17 protein-coding genes and 2 pseudogenes are annotated in these 19,274 nt (G+C 40.0%); 5 read left to right on the top strand and 14 right to left on the bottom strand.

Annotated features, from left to right (window positions below):
• Window positions 1-145: 145 nt before the first annotated feature.
• The 3 genes and pseudogenes from ACLV7W_RS02845 to ACLV7W_RS02835 form a co-directional block, all read right to left on the bottom strand.
• On the bottom strand, window positions 146-1,324 hold the full coding sequence (locus ACLV7W_RS02845) for a YSIRK-type signal peptide-containing protein (RefSeq protein ID WP_411865400.1): 1,179 nt from the start codon (window positions 1,322-1,324) through the stop codon (window positions 146-148).
• Window positions 1,325-1,655: 331 nt separating this feature from the next.
• A pseudogene (locus ACLV7W_RS02840) lies at window positions 1,656-3,143 on the bottom strand (IS1182 family transposase).
• 137 nt (window positions 3,144-3,280) lie between these two features.
• A protein-coding gene (locus ACLV7W_RS02835; protein ID WP_134813905.1) for an IS3 family transposase occupies window positions 3,281-4,632 on the bottom strand; the annotation gives its coding sequence in 2 pieces (ribosomal slippage) (window positions 3,281-4,191 and window positions 4,191-4,632; 1,353 coding nt in all).
• A 138-nt stretch (window positions 4,633-4,770) separates the two neighbouring features.
• On the opposite strand from ACLV7W_RS02835, the pseudogene ACLV7W_RS02830 reads away from it, so the two are divergent.
• Window positions 4,771-6,333, top strand: a pseudogene (locus ACLV7W_RS02830) (IS1182 family transposase).
• Window positions 6,334-6,496: 163 nt separating this feature from the next.
• Here ACLV7W_RS02830 and ACLV7W_RS02825 read toward each other — a convergent pair.
• The 10 genes from ACLV7W_RS02825 to ACLV7W_RS02780 form a co-directional block, all read right to left on the bottom strand.
• Entirely contained in the window at window positions 6,497-7,207 is a 711-nt protein-coding gene (locus tag ACLV7W_RS02825) for an ABC transporter ATP-binding protein (protein ID WP_000062200.1), read from the bottom strand.
• Window positions 7,207-7,971 (bottom strand): ABC transporter ATP-binding protein, encoded by a 765-nt coding sequence (locus ACLV7W_RS02820; protein ID WP_001185997.1) that lies wholly within the window; start codon window positions 7,969-7,971, stop codon window positions 7,207-7,209. Before ACLV7W_RS02820 ends, ACLV7W_RS02825 begins: the two co-directional genes overlap by 1 nt.
• Window positions 7,971-8,927 carry a branched-chain amino acid ABC transporter permease gene (locus ACLV7W_RS02815; protein WP_033677572.1) on the bottom strand — a complete coding sequence of 319 codons (957 nt, stop codon included), beginning with the start codon at window positions 8,925-8,927 and terminating at the stop codon, window positions 7,971-7,973. The genes ACLV7W_RS02820 and ACLV7W_RS02815 overlap by 1 nt, the downstream gene beginning before the upstream one ends.
• A gap of 3 nt (window positions 8,928-8,930) precedes the next feature.
• A complete protein-coding gene (locus ACLV7W_RS02810; RefSeq protein WP_000941421.1) occupies window positions 8,931-9,800 on the bottom strand; it encodes a branched-chain amino acid ABC transporter permease in 870 nt (289 codons plus the stop codon).
• 116 nt (window positions 9,801-9,916) lie between these two features.
• Window positions 9,917-11,077, bottom strand: a complete 1,161-nt coding sequence (locus tag ACLV7W_RS02805) for an ABC transporter substrate-binding protein (protein WP_000726116.1) — start codon at window positions 11,075-11,077, stop codon at window positions 9,917-9,919.
• Window positions 11,078-11,138: 61 nt separating this feature from the next.
• A complete protein-coding gene (locus ACLV7W_RS02800) occupies window positions 11,139-11,426 on the bottom strand; it encodes a YlbG family protein (protein ID WP_173876365.1) in 288 nt (95 codons plus the stop codon).
• A gap of 78 nt (window positions 11,427-11,504) precedes the next feature.
• Entirely contained in the window at window positions 11,505-12,095 is a 591-nt protein-coding gene (gene clpP, locus ACLV7W_RS02795; RefSeq protein WP_000613475.1) for an ATP-dependent Clp protease proteolytic subunit ClpP, read from the bottom strand.
• 172 nt (window positions 12,096-12,267) lie between these two features.
• Window positions 12,268-12,897, bottom strand: a complete 630-nt coding sequence (upp, locus tag ACLV7W_RS02790; RefSeq protein WP_000515974.1) for a uracil phosphoribosyltransferase — start codon at window positions 12,895-12,897, stop codon at window positions 12,268-12,270.
• Window positions 12,898-12,985: 88 nt separating this feature from the next.
• Complete coding sequence (locus ACLV7W_RS02785; RefSeq protein WP_000136973.1) at window positions 12,986-13,453, bottom strand: deoxycytidylate deaminase; 468 nt, start codon at window positions 13,451-13,453, stop codon at window positions 12,986-12,988.
• A gap of 18 nt (window positions 13,454-13,471) precedes the next feature.
• Window positions 13,472-14,029 carry a TetR/AcrR family transcriptional regulator gene (locus ACLV7W_RS02780; protein WP_000004135.1) on the bottom strand — a complete coding sequence of 186 codons (558 nt, stop codon included), beginning with the start codon at window positions 14,027-14,029 and terminating at the stop codon, window positions 13,472-13,474.
• Between the two features lie 124 nt (window positions 14,030-14,153).
• Between ACLV7W_RS02780 and ACLV7W_RS02775 the strand changes: the two genes are divergently transcribed.
• Genes ACLV7W_RS02775 through ACLV7W_RS02765 form a run of 3 tightly spaced genes read left to right on the top strand, consistent with a single transcriptional unit; the run spans window position 14,154 to window position 16,799 of the window.
• Window positions 14,154-14,999 (top strand): DegV family protein, encoded by an 846-nt coding sequence (locus tag ACLV7W_RS02775; RefSeq protein ID WP_268707049.1) that lies wholly within the window; start codon window positions 14,154-14,156, stop codon window positions 14,997-14,999.
• 57 nt (window positions 15,000-15,056) lie between these two features.
• The gene (locus ACLV7W_RS02770) at window positions 15,057-16,229 is read left to right on the top strand and encodes an NAD(P)/FAD-dependent oxidoreductase (RefSeq protein WP_411865399.1); all 1,173 of its coding nucleotides are present in this window, start codon (window positions 15,057-15,059) and stop codon (window positions 16,227-16,229) included.
• A gap of 48 nt (window positions 16,230-16,277) precedes the next feature.
• Window positions 16,278-16,799, top strand: a complete 522-nt coding sequence (locus ACLV7W_RS02765) for a DUF1697 domain-containing protein (RefSeq protein WP_020903482.1) — start codon at window positions 16,278-16,280, stop codon at window positions 16,797-16,799.
• 41 nt (window positions 16,800-16,840) lie between these two features.
• Here ACLV7W_RS02765 and ACLV7W_RS02760 read toward each other — a convergent pair whose 3' ends face one another.
• Window positions 16,841-17,581 (bottom strand): MerR family transcriptional regulator, encoded by a 741-nt coding sequence (locus ACLV7W_RS02760; protein ID WP_084926912.1) that lies wholly within the window; start codon window positions 17,579-17,581, stop codon window positions 16,841-16,843.
• A gap of 340 nt (window positions 17,582-17,921) precedes the next feature.
• Here ACLV7W_RS02760 and ACLV7W_RS02755 point away from each other — a divergent pair, with 340 nt between their 5' ends.
• The gene (locus tag ACLV7W_RS02755; protein ID WP_023947248.1) at window positions 17,922-19,262 is read left to right on the top strand and encodes a sodium-dependent transporter; all 1,341 of its coding nucleotides are present in this window, start codon (window positions 17,922-17,924) and stop codon (window positions 19,260-19,262) included.
• Window positions 19,263-19,274: the final 12 nt, after the last annotated feature.

Here is a 19,274-nt window from a genome sequence, read left to right as displayed (position 1 = left end):
TTTCCCATTGTCATCGTAAGCTTTCGCTGGTTTTGGAGCTTCTGTTCTCTCACCAGCAACAGTATAATCTGTTGGTGCTTCTGGTTTAACAGCATTTACATAGTCTTTTGCTCCGCCAATTTTCCAACCGTTTAATGCACCTGCTTCAGCTTCTGCTGCAGTGATTTTTTTTAGTCTTCCAATTGTAAGTTACTTTACCGTAATGTTTTTCACTTTGAAGATTATTTACTTGATCTTCAATCGTTTTACTTTTTGATTCTACTGCAGGACCTGAGAAATTAACTGCACCAAATCCGTTACTCATGCTTTCAAAAACACCGTTTGCTGGGTTATTACCATAACCAGCTCTGTTATTATTAATTGGAGCTCCCCAGTTTTCGGCATTATTTAGATAGTAATTCAGTCTATCTTTTTCTTGTTTTGCTTCTGTTAGTGCTGCTTGAAGTTCTTGTTCAGTAGCATCAGTTTTTGCTGCAGCTGTTGTAGCTTTTGTTTTTTCTTCTTCAGCTTTTGCTACAATAGCACGTAAAACATCTAGTTTTTCTTTGTTTGTTTTACCTTCACCTAAAGCTTCTTCTTTTGTAATTTCTACTTTTACTTTATCGATTGCAGCTTTTAATTCAGTATTTACAGTATTAATATCATTTTTATATCCTGTTGCAGCGGCAGCATCTCTGAATCCACTTTCACCTTGACCAGGGATAGCTTGGCCATTACGTGAATCTTGGTTTTTGTTTTCTTTTTCTTCCTTCTTGTCTGCAGTTGCTTTTGGCATACTTTCAAGAACAAAAGCTCTGTTTTTCAATGAACTTGTTGAAAAATCAACTTCTTTTTGTGTCGCTTTGTCGTTTGAAAGAAGGGCTTGAGCCTTAGCAAGTTCTGCTTTTGCTGCTTCAATGGCTGAGGCAGTCTTTTCAGTTAAACCAGCTTTCTCAAGAGCTGCTTCCATACGAGCAATAGCTGCTTCCAATTTGCTTGTGTCAGCCTTTGAAGCTGGTGCTAGAGCTTCTCCGGCTTTTGGTGTTTCAGTCGGTGCTGTTGGTTGCGTTGCTGCAGGCGCTGGTGTTGATGGTTGCTCAGCTGTTGGTGTAGCAGTTCCAGTCGAAGCTAGAGGCATGGTTGAATCTGCTTGATTACTTGCATCTGGGACTGTTTGTGAATCAGATGCCGTCTTTGGTGTAACTTGAGCATCCGCCTGAACAGTTGCTGCCCCACCAAACATCATGTAAGCTGCAACAGCTACTGATGCCGCACCAAAACTATACTTACGGATTGAAAAGCGCTGGACTTTTTGTCCGTGATTTTTTTCCATTCTTGAATACATGGTTTCTCCTTTTTTTATTTATATGTTAACTGTGAAATCGATTCCTAGCAGTTTGAAAATTCCTCCATTCTAAGCCGAAGTTACACAATTTTATGGCTTTATATAGGTAAGCGATCCCTAACTCACATTATAGCATTTTTAAATTTAAAATGTCCATTATTATACTAAACAAATTTACAGATTTCGGTTTTTATCAAAAAAGTTTTAAATCTAAAATTTATATTTCATTTAATACTAGAAAAATGAGAAATGAAATCCGTCTCTCTAACTTAATTAAATAAATACCTACTATAGTTGACAAAGAGTAAAAAGAGTCTGGGACAATAGTCCCTTATCTCCAAAAAAAGCAACGGCAAATCCGTTGTTTCAGATTGAAGACAAACATCGTTTTAATGTTTGTCTTTTTTATATCTTCAGCGTTACTATTCTCAAAATAGGCTAAAATCTTTATCAAAATAGTTTTCAGAGAAAAATGAGAAGGCTTCCCCGCCATCACTTTTACCAATTTTTTGATATTCAGGCACGCCAAAGTAAGTCCAACTTTTGCCTTCATTTTGGACTTACCCACTTCTCTTGTATAACGTAGATTGTGGTATTCTTTGGCTGTGCCAAAAAGCCGCTCCACCGATTCTTTACGTTTCTGGTAAAGTTCCTTACTTCCCTTTTGATGCCGAATCTCCTCACAAATTTCTAAATAATCCCTCCAAATATGGCGAGTAAGGATTCTCTGTTTCTTTTTACTTTCTGTGCAACTGGATAACAGAGGACAATTTGCGCAAATCTTAGGATCTCTTTTATATTTACGATAGCCATCGCGCTTTGTTGTAGAGTAAGCTAACACGTGATTTTCAGGGCAAAGGTAACAGTCATAGTGTTCATCATAGATAAAGTCCTTAGGGCTAAGTTTTCCTTACTTTCCACGAGGGCGAGTATAAGGGAATACAAGTGTAATATTTTGGTCAAGGAGGAATTTTGCAATACTTGGAGTCTTATAGCCAGCATCGGCAATAAGGTAGTCAGATTGAAATCTCTTCAACTGTTCAAAAAGTGCAAGAAAAGCCTGACTGTCATGCACATTGCCAGCATCGATACTATAAGCTAGTGCCCATCCATGCTTATCGCACCCTACTTGGGCATTGTAGGCGAACACTTCCTTATTCTCTCCCTTGTGAAACCAACCACTTTCAGGGTCTGTAGTAGAAGTCTTCTTCGGCTCAGCCTCGCTTTCTTTTGCAGGCTCGAACGACTTTTTTCCGTGCTTTTTCCGATCTAAGTCAATCTCAACTTCCAGTTGCTTACTCATAAACTTAGCTTGCTTGTCTAGAACTTGATGAGTATATTTGTGGTTATTAGCTGCGGCCTTGATATGAGTCCCATCAATAAAAACCTCAGTCGGGTCAATCAAACCTTGTCCCCATACAATGGATAGAACATAATGAAAAATTTCCTCTATTACTTCCTTATCTTGAAAACGACGATTGTAATTTTTGCCATAAGTGGTAAAATGAGGAACCTTATCGTTTAAGCTCAAACCCAGAAACCAGCGATAGGCGGTATTGACCTCAATGTCCTTGATAGTTTGGCGCATGGAACGGATACCGTAGAAACATTGGATGAGAGGGATTTTAACCAGCATAACAGGGTCTAAACTAGGACGCCCTTTATCCTCAGAATAAGTATCTGCGACCAAGTCATAGATGAAGGAAAAATCGATAACTTGCTCAACTTGACGAAGAAAATGGTCTTGCGGAACGAGTTCGTCTAGCGTGTAAAAACCAACTTGATTGTGGTTGTAGTCTAGATTTTCTTTGTGAAACATAGGGAATACCTCACAACTTTTCTTACATCTATTATACGACTTTACACAAAGAAAAGCCCTTAGAAACTTGTAGTCTAAGGACTTTATCTCCAAAAAAAGCAACGGATTGTACTGACCCCCAAAAGTTGGACAAATAATTATTGAAAGGATTTAGTTCTGTATTGCACAGGGCTAAGTCCTTTTAGTTTGACTTTAATTCGTTTGTTGTTGTAGTAATCAATGTAGTCCACAATAGCTTGTTCAAGGTCTTCTAAAGACCTAAAGTGCTTCTCATAACCATAAAACATTTCAGATTTCAAAATGCCAAAGAAGGACTCCATCATGCCATTGTCTGGGCTGTTGCCCTTGCGTGACATGGATGCTTGAATTCCCTTACTCTCTAGGAACCGATGATAAAAATCGTGTTGGTATTGCCAGCCTTGATCGCTATGGAGAATCGTATGCTCGTAGTGTTTCTCTGTAAAGGCCTGGTTTAACATAGCTTTCACTTGTTCTAAGTTTGGTGAAGTTGAAAGATTATAGGCGATAATTTCGCTATTAAATCCATCTAAAACTGGCGATAAATAGAGTTTCTGTGTGCTATTTGGAATGGCAAACTCTGTCACATCCGTATAGCACTTTTCCATTGGCCTTGATGCTTCAAACTGACGTTGAATGAGATTCTCTGCTTTCTTACCAATCTCTCCTTGGTAGGAAGAATACTTTCGTTTCCGGCGAATTCGAGCTGTTAAACCAAGGACTTTCATCAGACGTTGGACCTTCTTATGGTTTACTATATGACCACGATTCCTCAATTCAAGAGTAACTCTACGATAGCCATAATTTCCTTTATGGTCATTATAAATGGCCTGAATTTCGGTTTTAAGCTCTTTATCTTTATCAAGCCCATCCAGTTGTTTCAACTGATAATAGTAAGTTGAGCGAGCTAAACGTGCTGTTTCAAGAAGTAAATCTAGTCGAAATCCTCCTGAAGCCATTTCTCTAATTGTCTCTGCCTTTCTCGCTCTAAGGCTTCGTCCCTGTCTTCCAGCTCTTTTAACTTTTTTAGGTAGGCCACCTCAGTCCGTAAGCGTTCATTCTCCTCTTGGAGTCGCTCTAGTTCTGTCATTTCTTCCCAGGTTTTCTTCCGTTTACGTCCCATTTTAGTTGGTCTCCCTCTTGTTTTCTCAACAATAGTATACCCGTTTTTCTTATATTGTGCTAGCCAATTTGGAAGCATACCACGATTTGGGAGAGCATATTTGAGAGAAACTCTATCTTGAGACCAGTTTTCATGTAAGACTTTATTAATCATTTCTTGTTTTAAATGAGGAGAATAGTAACGATTTTTCCCTTTTTTGACGAACTCTATTCCGTAACGATCAATCAATTTAATCATGTACCTAAGATTAGAATTGTTTATCTCAAATTTATTTGAAAGCTTCTCTAAGCTATATCCTTGTTTTCTAAGTTCATAGATCTGAACTTTATCTTCATAACTCAATTTCATAATAAAACACCCCAAAAGTTAGATTTTTTCTGTCTAACTTTTGGGGTGCAGTTCAGATTTGCCGTTGCTTTTTTTGCATGGTTGCGATAGTCTTGGTAAAATAGAATTGCTTAATAAACCATTTAGAAAGGCCATCCCATGCATATTCACTATAACACAGATCAAACAACTTTACCACTAGAAATCAGTTCTTTCTTGCCACAGGACCATCTCGTCTTTACTATTGAAAAAGTGGTGAATACCTTGGAGGATTGTCACTTCCATGCCTTCTATCATGACTTTGCTCGCCCGTCTTATCACCCTAAAATGCTTGTATCTACTCTTCTATTTGCCTATTCACAAGGGATTTTCTCTGGACGAAAAATTGAAAAAATGATGATTGAAAATCTGGCTATGCAGTACCTAACAGGGCAGTTGGTTGTCAGCTATCGCACCATCAATCGTTTTCGTGTAGCTGAAGGGATGGAAGAACTCATTCGCAATCTTTTCATCGACCTCAATCTTCGTTTAAAAATGGAAGAGTTAGTGACTTTAGATTGTCTGTTTATTGACGGAACTAAGATTGAAGCCAATGCCAACAAATATAGTTTTGTGTGGAAGAAAGCAACGGACAAGTTTTCCGCCAAACTTCAAGAACAGATACAGGTCTATTTTCAAGAAGAAATCACTCCCCTTATCCATCAAGCTATCGAACTGGATACACAAGAGCCTATCTCCTCAGAGCAATTGCTTGCATTCGCTCAAGTCCTTGAAGAAGAATTGAAAAAATTGAACCAGGACATTGAGGAGACACCCGTTAAAGGGAAGGATGAACGTAAAACCCCGCGTCGTAAACTCAAGGAAGTCTTGCGTAAAGTCAAGGAGGATTTTTCAGTACGTGCTGAAAAGTATAAGAAGTATCAAGAGACATTTGAAGGGCGCAACAGCTTTTCCAAAACCGATCCAGATGACACTTTTATGCGAATGAAAGAAGACAATATGAAAAATGTCCAACTCAAGGCTGCTTATAATCTTCAAATCGCTACTGAAAACCAATTTGTTCTTCACTATGATGTCTTTTCAAATCAGACAGATACTAAAACTCTTCTCCCCTTGCTTGAAACCTATCCGCATGACGTAAAGACAGTTGTCGCAGATGCTGGATATGGAAGTGAGGAGAACCTCCTTCGTTTAGATGAAAAGGGGGTGAACCATCTGATTAAATATGCCATGTTTGACAAGGAACAGAAGAGAGGGTATAAACAGTCAGCTAGAAACTTAGCGAATTGGCACTATGATGACAAGGAGGATAGCTACACACATCCTGATAGCTGGTATTATCGTTTTCACCATATCAAACATCAGAAAACACAGACGGACTTTCAACAGGAAATCAAGGTTTACTACGCTGATGAACCTGAATCAGCCCCTCAAAAGGGACTGTATATGAACGAACGCTATCAAAACTTGAAAGCTAAAGAATGTCAGGCGCTTTTATCTCCCGAAGGTAGACAGATTTTCGCTCAACGCAAGATTGATGTGGAACCTGTCTTTGGGTAGATCAAGGCTTGTTTGGGTTACAAGAGATGTAATCTGAGAGGGAAGCGTCAAGTGAGAATTGACATGGGATTGGTACTTATGGCCAATAACCTCCTCAAATACAATAAGAGAACGACTCAAATTTGGGAGCTATTCAAATTCATCTCCAAAACAATCCACTAATTCTGATGATTGCTTCGCAATCTCTATTCACTGACTAAAAAGGTCCCCCGGACTATAATGATGATTATTTCGCAATCTTCATCTGCCAGCTAAAACAATCCACTGGATTTGATAATTGCTTCGCAATCTTCATCCGCCGACTAAAAAGGTCCCCCGGACCTTTTTAGCCACCTAGATATGCTTTTCTGACTTCTTCTGATGAGGCGAGTTCTTTTCCTGTTCCTGATAGAACGATTTTTCCTGTTTCCAGTACATAACCTCGGTCAGAGATTGCGAGTGCCTTATTGGCATTTTGTTCAATCAAGAGGACAGTTGTCCCTTGTTTCTGGATATCTTGAATGATATCAAAAATCTCTTGGATAAAGATTGGGGCAAGTCCCATTGAGGGTTCATCTAAAAGAAGAAGTTTTGGTGTTGACATGAGCGCACGTCCCATGGCAAGCATTTGTTGTTCTCCCCCTGAAAGAGTAGCTGCATCTTGGTTCTTCCGTTCTTCAAGACGTGGGAAACGCGAGAAAACCTTCTTCAAGTTAGCTTGATTTTCTTCACGATTTTTCTTTAAGAAAGCTCCCATTTCTAGATTTTCCATAACGGTCAAGCCAGGAAAGACGTGGCGTCCTTCTGGAACTTGTGAAAGACCACCTGCCACGATTTTCTGAGCCGGCATTTTTTGGATTTCTTGACCTAAAAATTCAATCTTTCCTGAACTCGGTCTAACCAAACCAGACAAGGTACGGAGAATGGTTGTCTTACCTGCACCATTGGCACCAATAAGGGAAACTACTTCTCCTTCATTCACTTCAAAGCTTACATCACGGACTGCTTGGATCATACCGTAATGTACAGAAAGATTATCAACTTTTAACATAGACATTAGGCTTCACCTCCTAGATAAGCTTCGATAACGCGTTTATTGGTCTTAATTTCGTCTGGAGTTCCCTGAGCAATCAAACGACCATATTCAAGTACGTAGATACGTTCTGTTACTTCCATAACCAGATTCATATCGTGTTCAATCAGCATGATCGTAATCTTAAATTCATCTTTGATACGACGAATTAACTCAGTCAATTCTGCTGTTTCCTGTGGGTTCATACCTGCTGCTGGTTCATCTAAAAAGAGAATTTTAGGTTCCGTAGCAAGGGCACGAACAATTTCCAAACGACGTTGTTGTCCGTAGGCAAGATTTTTAGCAAGCGTTTCTGCATCACCATCTAAATCAAAGATTTTAAGCAATTCCAAGGCTTTAGCCTTTAATTCTTTTTCACTCTTGTAAAAAGCTGGTAAGCGCAAAAAACTAGCAAAAACATGTTGTTTGTGATGGTTGCCAAAAGCAATCAAAACATTATCCAAAACTGTTAAATCTTTAAAGAGACGGATATTTTGGAATGTACGTCCAAGTCCCAAGGAAGCAATCTTATAAGGTGACTTTCCATTCAAAAGGTGACCATCTAGTGTTACTGTTCCCTCACTTGGCTCATAAACACCCGTCAAGAGGTTGAAAAGGGTGGTTTTACCAGCTCCGTTTGGACCGATTAGTCCAACCAGTTCCCCTTCGTTCAATTCAAGAGTCACATCTCCAACAGCTGTTAGACCGCCAAAATGTTTGGTTAACTGTTTTACTTCAAGTAATGCCATTAGTTTTGTTCCTCCTTTTTAGATTTTTTAAAGAAACGTGATAGGCTTAATTCCCATGTTCCAAGAAGTCCACCTGGTCTGAAAATCATTACCAATACCAAGGCCAAAGCGTAGATAATCATACGCACGCTAGCAACATCTTGGAGAAGCATATTTAAAATTCCAAGAACAATAGCCGATACAATGGCACCTGTAATGGAACCAAGTCCACCAAAGACAACAATGATCAAAACGTTGATTGAGTTGATGAAGGTGTAATCTTTCGGTACAACTGAACCGATAAATCCTGCCTGAAGTGACCCAGCAATACTTGCAGTAATGGCACCAAAGACAAAGGCGATGATTTTAATCTTAGTCGTATTAACCCCAACTGACTCAGCAGCAATTTCATCCTCACGAACAGAGAGCGTTGAACGACCAATTGGACTACGCAAGAAGTTCAAGGTTGCAATGGTTGTAATCACGACAAAGAAGTAAACCATTTGCCAAGTTGTAAAGTTAGGAATTCCCAAGATACCTGCCGCACCATTTGTAAGACTTCCACCATTGATGATAAAGATACGGATAATTTCAGATACCCCGAGAGTTGCTACCGCAAGATAGTCCCCCTTCAAGCGCAAGGTTGGAATTCCGACAAGCAAGGCAACTGCTCCTGAAAGCAAAGCACCTACAATCATAGCTCCAAAGAAGGCACCGTAGGTTGGTGATTTAGATCCAATAATAGCAGCGGCATAAGCACCAATCGCCATGAAACCAGCATGCCCAAGTGAAAATTGTCCTGAAAAACCAACGATTAAGTTAAGACCAACTGCCAGAATAATATTAATTCCAATTTGTTGTAAAATCTGTACATAGAATAGGTTGAGTACTCCAACTGAAACCAGTACACTAATCAAGCCATAACCAGCTAACAAAAGGAGTAACCATAGAATATTAACTTTTAAATTTTCTTTCATCGTTTACACCTTCTCTTTCACATTTTTACCAAGGATACCAGCTGGGCGGACAATCAAGATCAACAACAAGATTCCATAAACAATAGCATCACGGAAGTCTGACATTCCAAAGGCTGTCGCAAAGGTTTCCAATAGACCAATCACAAAACCACCAAGAGCCGCACCAGGAATAATTCCGATACCACCAAGTACTGCGGCAACGAAAGACTTAAGACCTGGAGTAACCCCCATCAAAGGCTCAAGAGAGTTATAATAGAGGGCAATCAGAACACCAGCTGCACCCGCAAGAGCTGAACCCAAAGCAAAGGTAAAGCTGATAGTACGGTTTACATTGATCCCCATCAATTGTGCCGCATCGCTATCTACAGATACAGCACGCATGGCTTTCCCCATCTTGGTCTTTTGGACAATGACTTGTAACAAAATCATCAAAATCAAGGAAATGGCCAAGATCATTAACTGTACATTCGTTAAGCTAATTGGTCCCAAATCATAACGAACTGTTTGAATCGCTTGAGGGAAGGCACGAGTATTAGCACCAACCAGATATACCATCCCATACTCCAATAGGAAAGAAACCCCAATAGCCGTAATCAAAACAGCAATACGAGTAGAGTGACGCAAAGGTCGGTAAGCAAGGAACTCAATCACGACACCAAGAATGGCTGTCGCTAACATAGCTACAATAAGAGCTACAAAGAAATTCATTTGGAAAGAATTAATCAAGAAATAACCGATAAAGGCTCCCATCATATAAATATCACCATGGGCGAAGTTGATGAGCTTGATAATTCCGTAAACCATGGTATATCCTAGGGCTAATAGCGCGTATACACTACCTAGAATCAAACCATTTACTAGTTGTTGGAGCATAAGATTCACTCTTTCTATTTATAATTTCGAGGGTTTCCCCTCACTTTTTGATAGGTTCTTAAACACCGAAACAGGGAGTGAGTCAGAGGCTCATTCCCTATTTCAACATTTTTCTATTATGGTTTTACAACTTCTGCTGCTTCAACCTTACCATTGTTCATGGTCATCATGTAAGCAGTTTTGACTGTGTTGTGGTCTGCATCAAAGCTTGTTTGACCAGTTACACCTTCAAAATCTTTTGTTTTAGCAAGGTTATCCTTGATTTCACCAGAGTTTTTAGCACCTTTTGCTGCGTTTGCTACAAGGTGAACTGAATCATAAGCCAAGGCTGCAAATGTTGAAGGCTCTTCGTTGTACTTAGCACGATAAGCATCAAGGAAGGCTTTTGCTTTAGCTGAAACTTCTACAGTAGTTGAGAAACCTGAGATAAAGTAGATGTTTGATGCTTTTTCAGCAGTTGCTTGTTGTACAAACTCTTCACCGTTAAATCCATCACCACCAACGATTGGTTTGTCAATTCCCATACCACGCGCTTGGTTTACAATTTTACCAGCTTCAGTGTAGTAACCAGGAACGATGATAGCATCAAAGTCTTTCCCTTTCATTTTTGTAAGGGCTGCTTGGAAGTCTGTGTCACCTGCTACGAAAGTTTCATCTGCAACGATTTCACCTTTGTAAGCTTCACGGAAGGCTTTGGCAATACCTTTAGCATAGTCGCTGGCATTGTCAGTGTAAAGAACAACTTTCTTAGCTTGCAATTTTTCAGAAACATAGTTTGAGATAATTTTTCCTTGGAAGCTATCTTGGAAAGTTCCGATAAAGAGGTAATCTTGACCTTTAGTCAATCCATCTTGAGTCGCACTTGGCGAAATCAATGGAACACCTGCTTTTGTAGCGTTCGCTACCGCAGCTGCAGTCGCACCAGATGTCGCAGGTCCTACGATTGCTGATACTTTAGATTGAGTTACAAGGTTAGTTGTTACTGAAGCCGCCTCAGCTGTTTCAGACTTATTATCTTTATCGACTACTTCGATTTGTTTTCCGTCGATACCACCTGCTGCATTGATTTCATCAACGGCCAATTGGGCACCTTTTTGTTCAGATGTACCGTAAGCTGCTACGGCACCAGTTTCCTCGAAGTTAAATCCGATTTTGATTGTCTTTTCATCTACTGAGTTACCAGCAGCGTTTGACGCTCCAGACTTCACTTCTCCACAGGCTGCAAGAAGTGCTACACTTGCAAGCGCCACAAACGATAGGGCAAATTTTTTCTTCATCTTTTTTGTCTCCTTATTCTTAAATAGCATGTTAAGAATATACCGAATTATCAGAAAATTGTCAACACTTTTCTTGAACTTTTTCGATGATAACGTTTTCCCTTCGATAAAGATTGCCCACAAAGGGTGTTTCCAACTCTTGGATATGACAAACTCTGACTTTTTTTATAAACTTTTCCTTGCCCAAGCGCCCGACCAATTGCTCCATTTCTTGAGTTGGAACATAGAGTTGTAAGTAACGATGTTTCTTGGAATGATAGGTAATATCTCCATAATCCTGCAATTTTTTGGCATCACGATTATAGTAAAGATAGATAATCAAGCCAGATCGATTGACTTTTTCAAACATGATAAATCCTCTTTCTAAGAAATCTCTCCCTATTATACCAAAAAAAGCAAACCCAGTCGAGTTTGCCTTCTTTGATCATTAATTCAATGAATTGTTGGCCATGATTTCATCAATAAAGCCATATTCAAGTGTTTCTTGGGCACTCATCCAGTTATCGCGTTCTGCATCTGCGTGAACTTTTTCGATTGACTGACCTGAATTTTCAGCCAAGATTTTTTCCAAGGTATTACGAGTTTTAAGCAAGTGTTCTGCAGCGATCGCCATATCGGTTTGCTGAGTACCTCCACCTGTACCACCCATTGGTTGGTGGATCATATACTCTGCATTTGGAAGCATGAAACGTTTGCCTTTTGCTCCACTTGATGCAATGACCGTCCCCATAGATGCTGCCATTCCCATAACAATGGTTTGGACATCTGCCTTGATAAAGTTCATGGTATCAACGATTGCCAAACCAGCTGAAACGGAACCACCAGGTGTATTGACATAAAGGTAAATATCCTTTGTACTATCTTGGGCATCCAAGAAAAGCAACTGGGCAATAACAGAGTTGGCCATATTGTCTTCAACTGGGCCTGTCAGCATAATGATGCGGTCTTTAAGAAGACGTGAGTAAATATCGTAGGAACGTTCTCCACGGCTTGTTTGTTCAATAACTACAGGAATCATTTATTTCTCCTTTTGAGTTTTAATTTTATTGGTCAAATGACTGAAGATAAGACTATTATAATATCTTGGTCAAAAAAGGTCAAATTTTTGCTCTGTTTTCATTAGACAGAAACAAAAATTCAACCTCCTTTCGTGACTGGAAATCCTTTTCCAAGTCAATCTCTTTTTTATTTTATTTTGTACCGAACAAGCGGTCCCCAGCATCTCCAAGACCTGGAACGATATAACCGTGTTCGTTCAAGCGTTCATCCAAGGCTGCTGTAAAGATTTCTACATCTGGATGAGCTTCTTGAAGGGCTTTAACACCTTCTGGAGCAGATACAAGGCAGACAAATTTGATATTTGATGCGCCACGTTTTTTAAGAGAATCAACAGCCAAGATTGCTGAGCCACCTGTTGCCAACATTGGGTCTACCACAAAAATTTGACGTTGGTCAATATCTTCAGGCAATTTCACCAAGTACTCAACTGGTTGAAGCGTTTCTTCATCACGGTACATACCGATGTGGCCAACTTTAGCAGCTGGAACCAAGCTCAAAAGTCCATCAACCATCCCGATACCTGCACGCAAGATTGGAACGATAGCCAATTTCTTACCTGCCAATTGTTTTTGAACTGTTTTTGTGATTGGTGTTTCGATTTCCACATCTTCTAGTGGAAGATCACGAAGTACTTCATATCCCATCAACATTGCAATCTCATCTACTAGCTCACGAAAAGCTTTTGTAGAAGTATCTGTACGACGCAAGATTGACAATTTGTGTTGAATCAGTGGATGATTAATAACTTCAATTTTTCCCATTTTTGGAATTCCTTCTTTCAATTTATTCTTCTTATTATACCAAAAAACGGTTTAAAAATCTTTCTAAACCATTTATTTTTGATAATTTTTACATTAGATCAGCCTCTTTAAGAGCGGCCTGTACTGTCTCAAGTGGTAAATGAGTCAATTCTGTTCCCTTTTCTTGATAGAGGTATTGGGCGTAGTCATCCATTCGGTACTGGTTGATATAAACCACGCGCTTGCAACCGACCTGAAGCAATTGTTTTGTACAGTTGAGACAAGGAAAATGGGTTACATAGGCTGTAAAACCTTTAGGAACACCACGTTCAGCACCTTGAAGGATAGCATTGACCTCAGCGTGAAGGGTGCGAACACAGTGGCCTTCGATGACCAGACATTCGTGATCAATACAATGCTCGGTTCCTGACACTGAACCATTGTAACCAGTGGAAATCACCTTATTATCCTTAACCAGAATTGCGCCCACTTTGGCACGTTTACAAGTGGAACGATTGGCAATTAGTAGGGCTTGGGCTGCAAAATACTCATCCCAGGCCAGTCTTTTTTCAGTCATCTCTTTTCTCCTTTTTCTCTATTTTTTAAAAAATGGTAATCCTAAATCCGCAATCTTTTCAGCTGGTACCTTCATGCCATCCTTGATCCATTTTAGAAGGACAGAGACGATAGCCGAGCTCCAAAAGGAATGAAGATAAGAGCTGACACCTTTTGATTTTCCATGGTATTTTTCTAAAAATTCCTGCATGGCTTGGACAAAGATTTTTTCCAGATGGTAATCCAAGGCAAGTTGAATCACTCTGGCCTCCTTTCTTGCTTCTCGGAAAAGGTGAACCCAGACCAGATAAAGATCTGTCTTTAGATCATAATGATGCAACTGTTCCATAATATTGTGGACAGTTCGTTTAAAGACGCTTTCTAAAATTTCCTCTTTGGAATCATAATTGCGATAAAAGGCCGCACGCGAAACGCCTGCACGTTTGACCAATTCAGAAATACTAATCTTGGTCAAGTCCTTTTTTTCCAAGAGTTGCAAGAGGGCTGTTTCGATGGCTTCTCTAGTTAATAAATTGGATTCTTGGTTTGATTTTCTGAGATTTTCAAGAGACTTTTCAGAGATTCTACGTTCAGACATAACATTTTCTTTCTACTTGTCACAACAGACGGATGAGGCTTTTGTTTCAAGGGCTTTCATGATATAATTGTAAAAAAAGACAGAACCTTTGTCAATGTATAACTGACAAAGATGGAGAATTTCTATGACTTGGAAGATTATTGCTGACTCTGGTTGTGATTATCGTCAGCTGGCAACACCAGCTATTGACACGACCTTTGTAAGTGTCCCCTTAACCATTCAAGTAGCTGATCAGGTCTTTGTTGATGATGCCAGTCTTGACATTGACCAAATGATGGAAACCATGTATGCAACTGCAGAAGCTTCAAAATCAGCTTGTCCAAGCCCAGATGATTATTTGCGAGCATTTGAAGGAGCCAAAAATATTTTCCTAGTAACCATCACTGGTACTCTTTCTGGCAGTCACAATAGTGCTCAACTAGCAAAGAATATTTATCTTGAAGACCATCCTGACACTAAGATTCATGTAATTGATAGCTTGTCTGCTGGTGGTGAGGTTGACCTACTCGTAGAAAAATTGAATGACTTGATTGACCAGGGCTTATCTTTTGAAGAAGTGGTTGAAGCTATCACTGCCTATCAAGAAAAAACCAAGTTGCTCTTTGTCCTAGCCAAAGTCGATAACTTAGTGAAGAACGGCCGTTTGAGCAAGCTTATCGGTACGGTCGTTGGCCTTCTAAATATCCGTATGGTCGGAGAAGCTAGTGAAACTGGAACTCTCGAATTGCTACAAAAAGCACGAGGACCAAAGAAATCAGTTCAAGCTGCCTATGAAGAATTAGTCAAGGCTGGATATGCTGGTGGCCGTATTGTCATGGCTCAACGCAATAACGAGAAATGTTGCCAACAGCTTTCAGAGCGAATCCATGAAACCTTCCCACAGGCGGATATTAAAATTCTCCCAACATCTGGTCTCTGCAGTTTTTATGCGGAAGATGGCGGTTTGCTGATGGGATATGAAATTGATTAATTGCATTCTTGACAAGAGGTGACCATCATCTCTTGTTTTTTGTGGTACAATAGAGCTATGAAACATTTTGATACTATTGTCATTGGTGGAGGTCCTGCTGGTATGATGGCTACGATTTCCAGTAGCTTTTATGGACAGAAAACCCTCCTCATCGAAAAAAATCGGAAACTTGGAAAAAAATTAGCTGGGACTGGTGGGGGACGCTGCAATGTGACCAACAATGGTAGCTTGGACGACCTACTAGCTGGCATCCCTGGAAATGGGCGCTTTCTCTACAGTGTCTTCTCCCAATTTGATAACCATGATATCATCAACTTTTTTACTGAAAATGGTGTTAAACTTAAGGTCGAAGACCACGGACGCGTCTTTCCTGCTAGTGACAAGTCTCGGACCATTATCGAGGCCTTGGAAAAGAAAATCACTGAACTCGGTGGTCGAGTTGCTACTAAAACGGAGATTGTTTCGGTTAAAAAGATAGACGACCAGTTTGTCCTTAAGTCCGCAGACCAAACCTTCACTTGTGAGAAACTCATTGTCACAACTGGTGGGAAATCCTATCCCTCTACTGGTTCGACTGGTTTTGGTCACGAGATTGCCCGTCATTTTAAGCATACCATTACCGATCTTGAAGCCACTGAAAGTCCTTTGTTGACAGATTTTCCACACAAGGCCTTGCAAGGAATTTCATTTGACGATGTGACCCTAAGCTATGGTAAGCATGTCATCACTCACGATTTGCTCTTTACCCACTTTGGTTTGTCAGGCCCTGCTGCTCTGCGTATGTCCAGCTTTGTCAAGGGCGGAGAGGTTCTCTCACTGGATGTTCTACCTCAACTTTCTGAGAAAGACTTGGCTACATTTCTAGAAGAAAATCGGGAAAAATCTCTAAAAAATGCCTTAAAAACTTTACTTCCAGAACGCTTGGCAGAATTTTTTGTGCCAGGCTATCCTGACAAAGTCAAACAACTGACTGAAAAGGAACGCGAACAACTTGTCCAGTCTATCAAGGGACTTAAAATTCCTGTAACTGGTAAAATGTCCCTTGCCAAGTCCTTTGTTACCAAAGGGGGCGTCAGTCTCAAGGAAATCAATCCCAAAACTCTAGAAAGTAAGCTGGTACCTGGACTCCACTTTGCTGGCGAGGTACTGGATATCAATGCCCACACGGGTGGGTTTAACATCACTTCTGCCCTCTGTACTGGTTGGGTGGCGGGATCAAACCCAATCTAAATCTGAATTATTTAATGGCTAAATCAGCCCCAAAAGAAAGGAAGTCCTTTGGAACATATTATCTTGTTAAGGGGAGTTACTCCTAATGGAAAAAATGCTATCCCTAAAATGTCTTATCTAGTAGATATCTTAACAGAAGCCGGTTTTCAACAAGTTCGAACCTATATTCAAAGTGGGAATATCATTCTTGAAAGTGATTTAGATTTAGAAGAAATACGAGAATGTGTTCATACTCTGATAAAGGAAAAAATTGGGGCCGACTTAAAAATGGTTATCAAGAACAAAAGTGATTTTAAAAAAATTGTCCAAGAAAACCCGTTTGGAGAACACTATCTTTATGACCGTATACATGTGATTTTTTATCAAGAATCTATTCAAAGTCTCCCTTTAGAAAAATTGAAAATTGATTACGGTGAAGAAGAAATTTGTATCGGTAACCATTGTCTTTACCTCTATCTCCCTAGAACTGCAAAACGAAAAAAGCTCAGTACCAACTATCTTGAAAAGCTTTTTAATGTAGATTTGACCATGCGAAAACTAAATGTAGTAGAAAAATTATTAAGCAAGTAGTGCTTGAATTTAGTAAAAATCGGAAGAATACTCCTCCGATTTTATTTTGTCTGAGTTTGGACATAATGAGCAATCACATCTGATGTGTACTGGGCTGTTCCAGGTCCAAATTTGTCAATGTTTTCCTTAAACTCTGGGTTATAAACGTAGCCTTTACCGATATAACCGAATACTTCAATAGTACAATCAAATCCATAAGTACGGATGGCTTGCAAGAGCTTGGCTGCTTGCTCTTGGTTTTCAGTTGCTGTTGCAGGCAAACCAGCTTGAAGATTTTGTGCCAAGGCTCGAAAGACTTGATTGAAGGCAGCCGTAGCTTCGTCTTCGTGACCTTTTTGGCGCTCGAGCGCTTGGTCCATCACATCTTGTCCATACTTCTCTACCGCCTCTTGGTGGTATTTTTGATGGTCTTGATAGTTAAATCCTGCGAATTTCTCTTGAATGCTCATTTCTCTTTCTCCTTTTTGTTCTTGAATGGTTTTTTGCAAGGTGGAAATCAAGGTATCCAGATGTTGCCTTTCTCGAGTCAAATAGTCCAACTGTCTAGTCAAGTGAGGCAATAAATCTGATTTATCTTCCTTTAATAGCTCTGCTATTTTTTCCAAAGAAAAACCTAGGTATTTGTAATAAAGAATAACCTGAAGGCGTTCCAAATCCTCCTGACTGTAGGTTCGATAGCCGTTTTCCGACTTTAAAGGAACCAAGAGCCCTATCTTGTCGTAGTGATGCAGGGTCTTGACAGAGACACCCGAAAGCTGGGCAGCTTCTTTTATATGGTACATGATTTCCTCCTTATACTCAATGAAAATCAAAGAGCAAACTAGGAAGCTAGCCGCAGGCTGTACTTGAGTACGGTAAGGCGACGCTGACGTGGTTTGAATTTGATTTTCGAAGAGTATTACATTGATAGTATAACCCCTCCCCCTAGGTCAGAGTCAAGCGTTTTTGCGAAATTTTTTACTTTATCATAACATGAAAATGGTTTTCTTGACAGACCTTAGAAAACATGATAGGATAGTCAAGTCTATCAATCAAAAGAAAGGCTCATTTTGAGTACTGATGAGGCTATTTGCCAAGGGCAGTAGCTTTTTCTTTTGTAATACTAATTTTAGGAGTTTAACTATGTCTGAAAAATCGCAATGGGGTTCTAAACTGGGCTTTATCCTAGCATCTGCTGGTTCAGCCATCGGACTTGGTGCCGTTTGGAAATTCCCCTACATGACTGCTGCTAATGGTGGAGGAGGCTTTTTACTTGTCTTTCTCATTTCCACTATTTTAATTGGTTTCCCCCTTTTGCTGGCTGAATTTGCTCTCGGCCGAAGTGCTGGTGTCTCAGCAATCAAAACCTTTGGAAAACTCGGCAAGAATAGCAAGTACAACTTTATCGGTTGGATTGGTGCCTTCGCCCTCTTTATCCTCTTATCTTTCTACAGTGTTATTGGAGGATGGATTTTAGTCTATCTAGGCATTGAGTTTGGAAAATTGTTCCAACTTAGCGGAACTGGTGATTATGCTCAATTATTTACTTCAATCATTTCAAATCCAGCCATTGCCCTAGGAGCTCAAGCGGCCTTTATCTTATTGAATATCTTTATTGTATCACGTGGGGTTCAAAAAGGGATTGAAAGAGCATCGAAAGTCATGATGCCCCTGCTCTTTATCATCTTTGTCGTCATCATCGGTCGTTCTCTCAGTTTGCCAAATGCCATGGAAGGGGTTCTTTACTTCCTCAAACCAGACTTTTCAAAACTGACCAGTGCTGGTCTCCTCTATGCTCTGGGACAATCTTTCTTTGCCCTTTCACTAGGGGTTACAGCCATGCTGACATATGCTTCTTATTTGGATCAGAAAACCAATCTAGTCCAGTCAGGAATTTCTATTGTAGCAATGAACATCTCGGTGTCCATCATGGCAGGTCTAGCCATTTTCCCTGCTATGTCAGCCTTCAATATCCAATCTGAAGGGGGACCGAGCTTGCTCTTTATCGTCTTGCCTCAACTCTTTGACAAGATGCCTTTTGGAACCATTTTCTACATCCTTTTCCTCTTGCTCTTCCTCTTTGCGACGGTCACTTCTTCTGTCGTCATGCTGGAAATCAATGTGGGAAATATCACCAATCAGAATAACAGCAAACGTGCCAAATGGAGTGCCATTTTAGGAATTTTGACCTTTGTCTTTGGAATTCCTTCAGCCCTATCTTACGGTGTCATGGCAGATGTTCACATCTTTGGGAAGACCTTCTTTGACGCTATGGACTTCTTGGTTTCCAATCTCCTTATGCCATTTGGAGCTCTCTGCCTTTCACTTTTTACAGGCTATATCTTTAAAAAGGTTCTTGCAATGGAGGAACTCCATCTCGATGAAATAGCATGGAAACAGGGACTGTTCCAAGTCTGGCTATTCCTTCTTCGTTTCATCATTCCAATCATCATCATCGTGGTCTTTATCGCCCAATTTATGTAATCAAAAGGACTT

Source organism: Streptococcus mitis (genome assembly GCF_965111735.1).
Classification (GTDB): Bacteria; Bacillota; Bacilli; order Lactobacillales; family Streptococcaceae; genus Streptococcus; species Streptococcus mitis_DR.
Note: the sequence above shows the minus strand (reverse complement) of the source record. Positions and strands in the feature narration are given on the sequence as shown.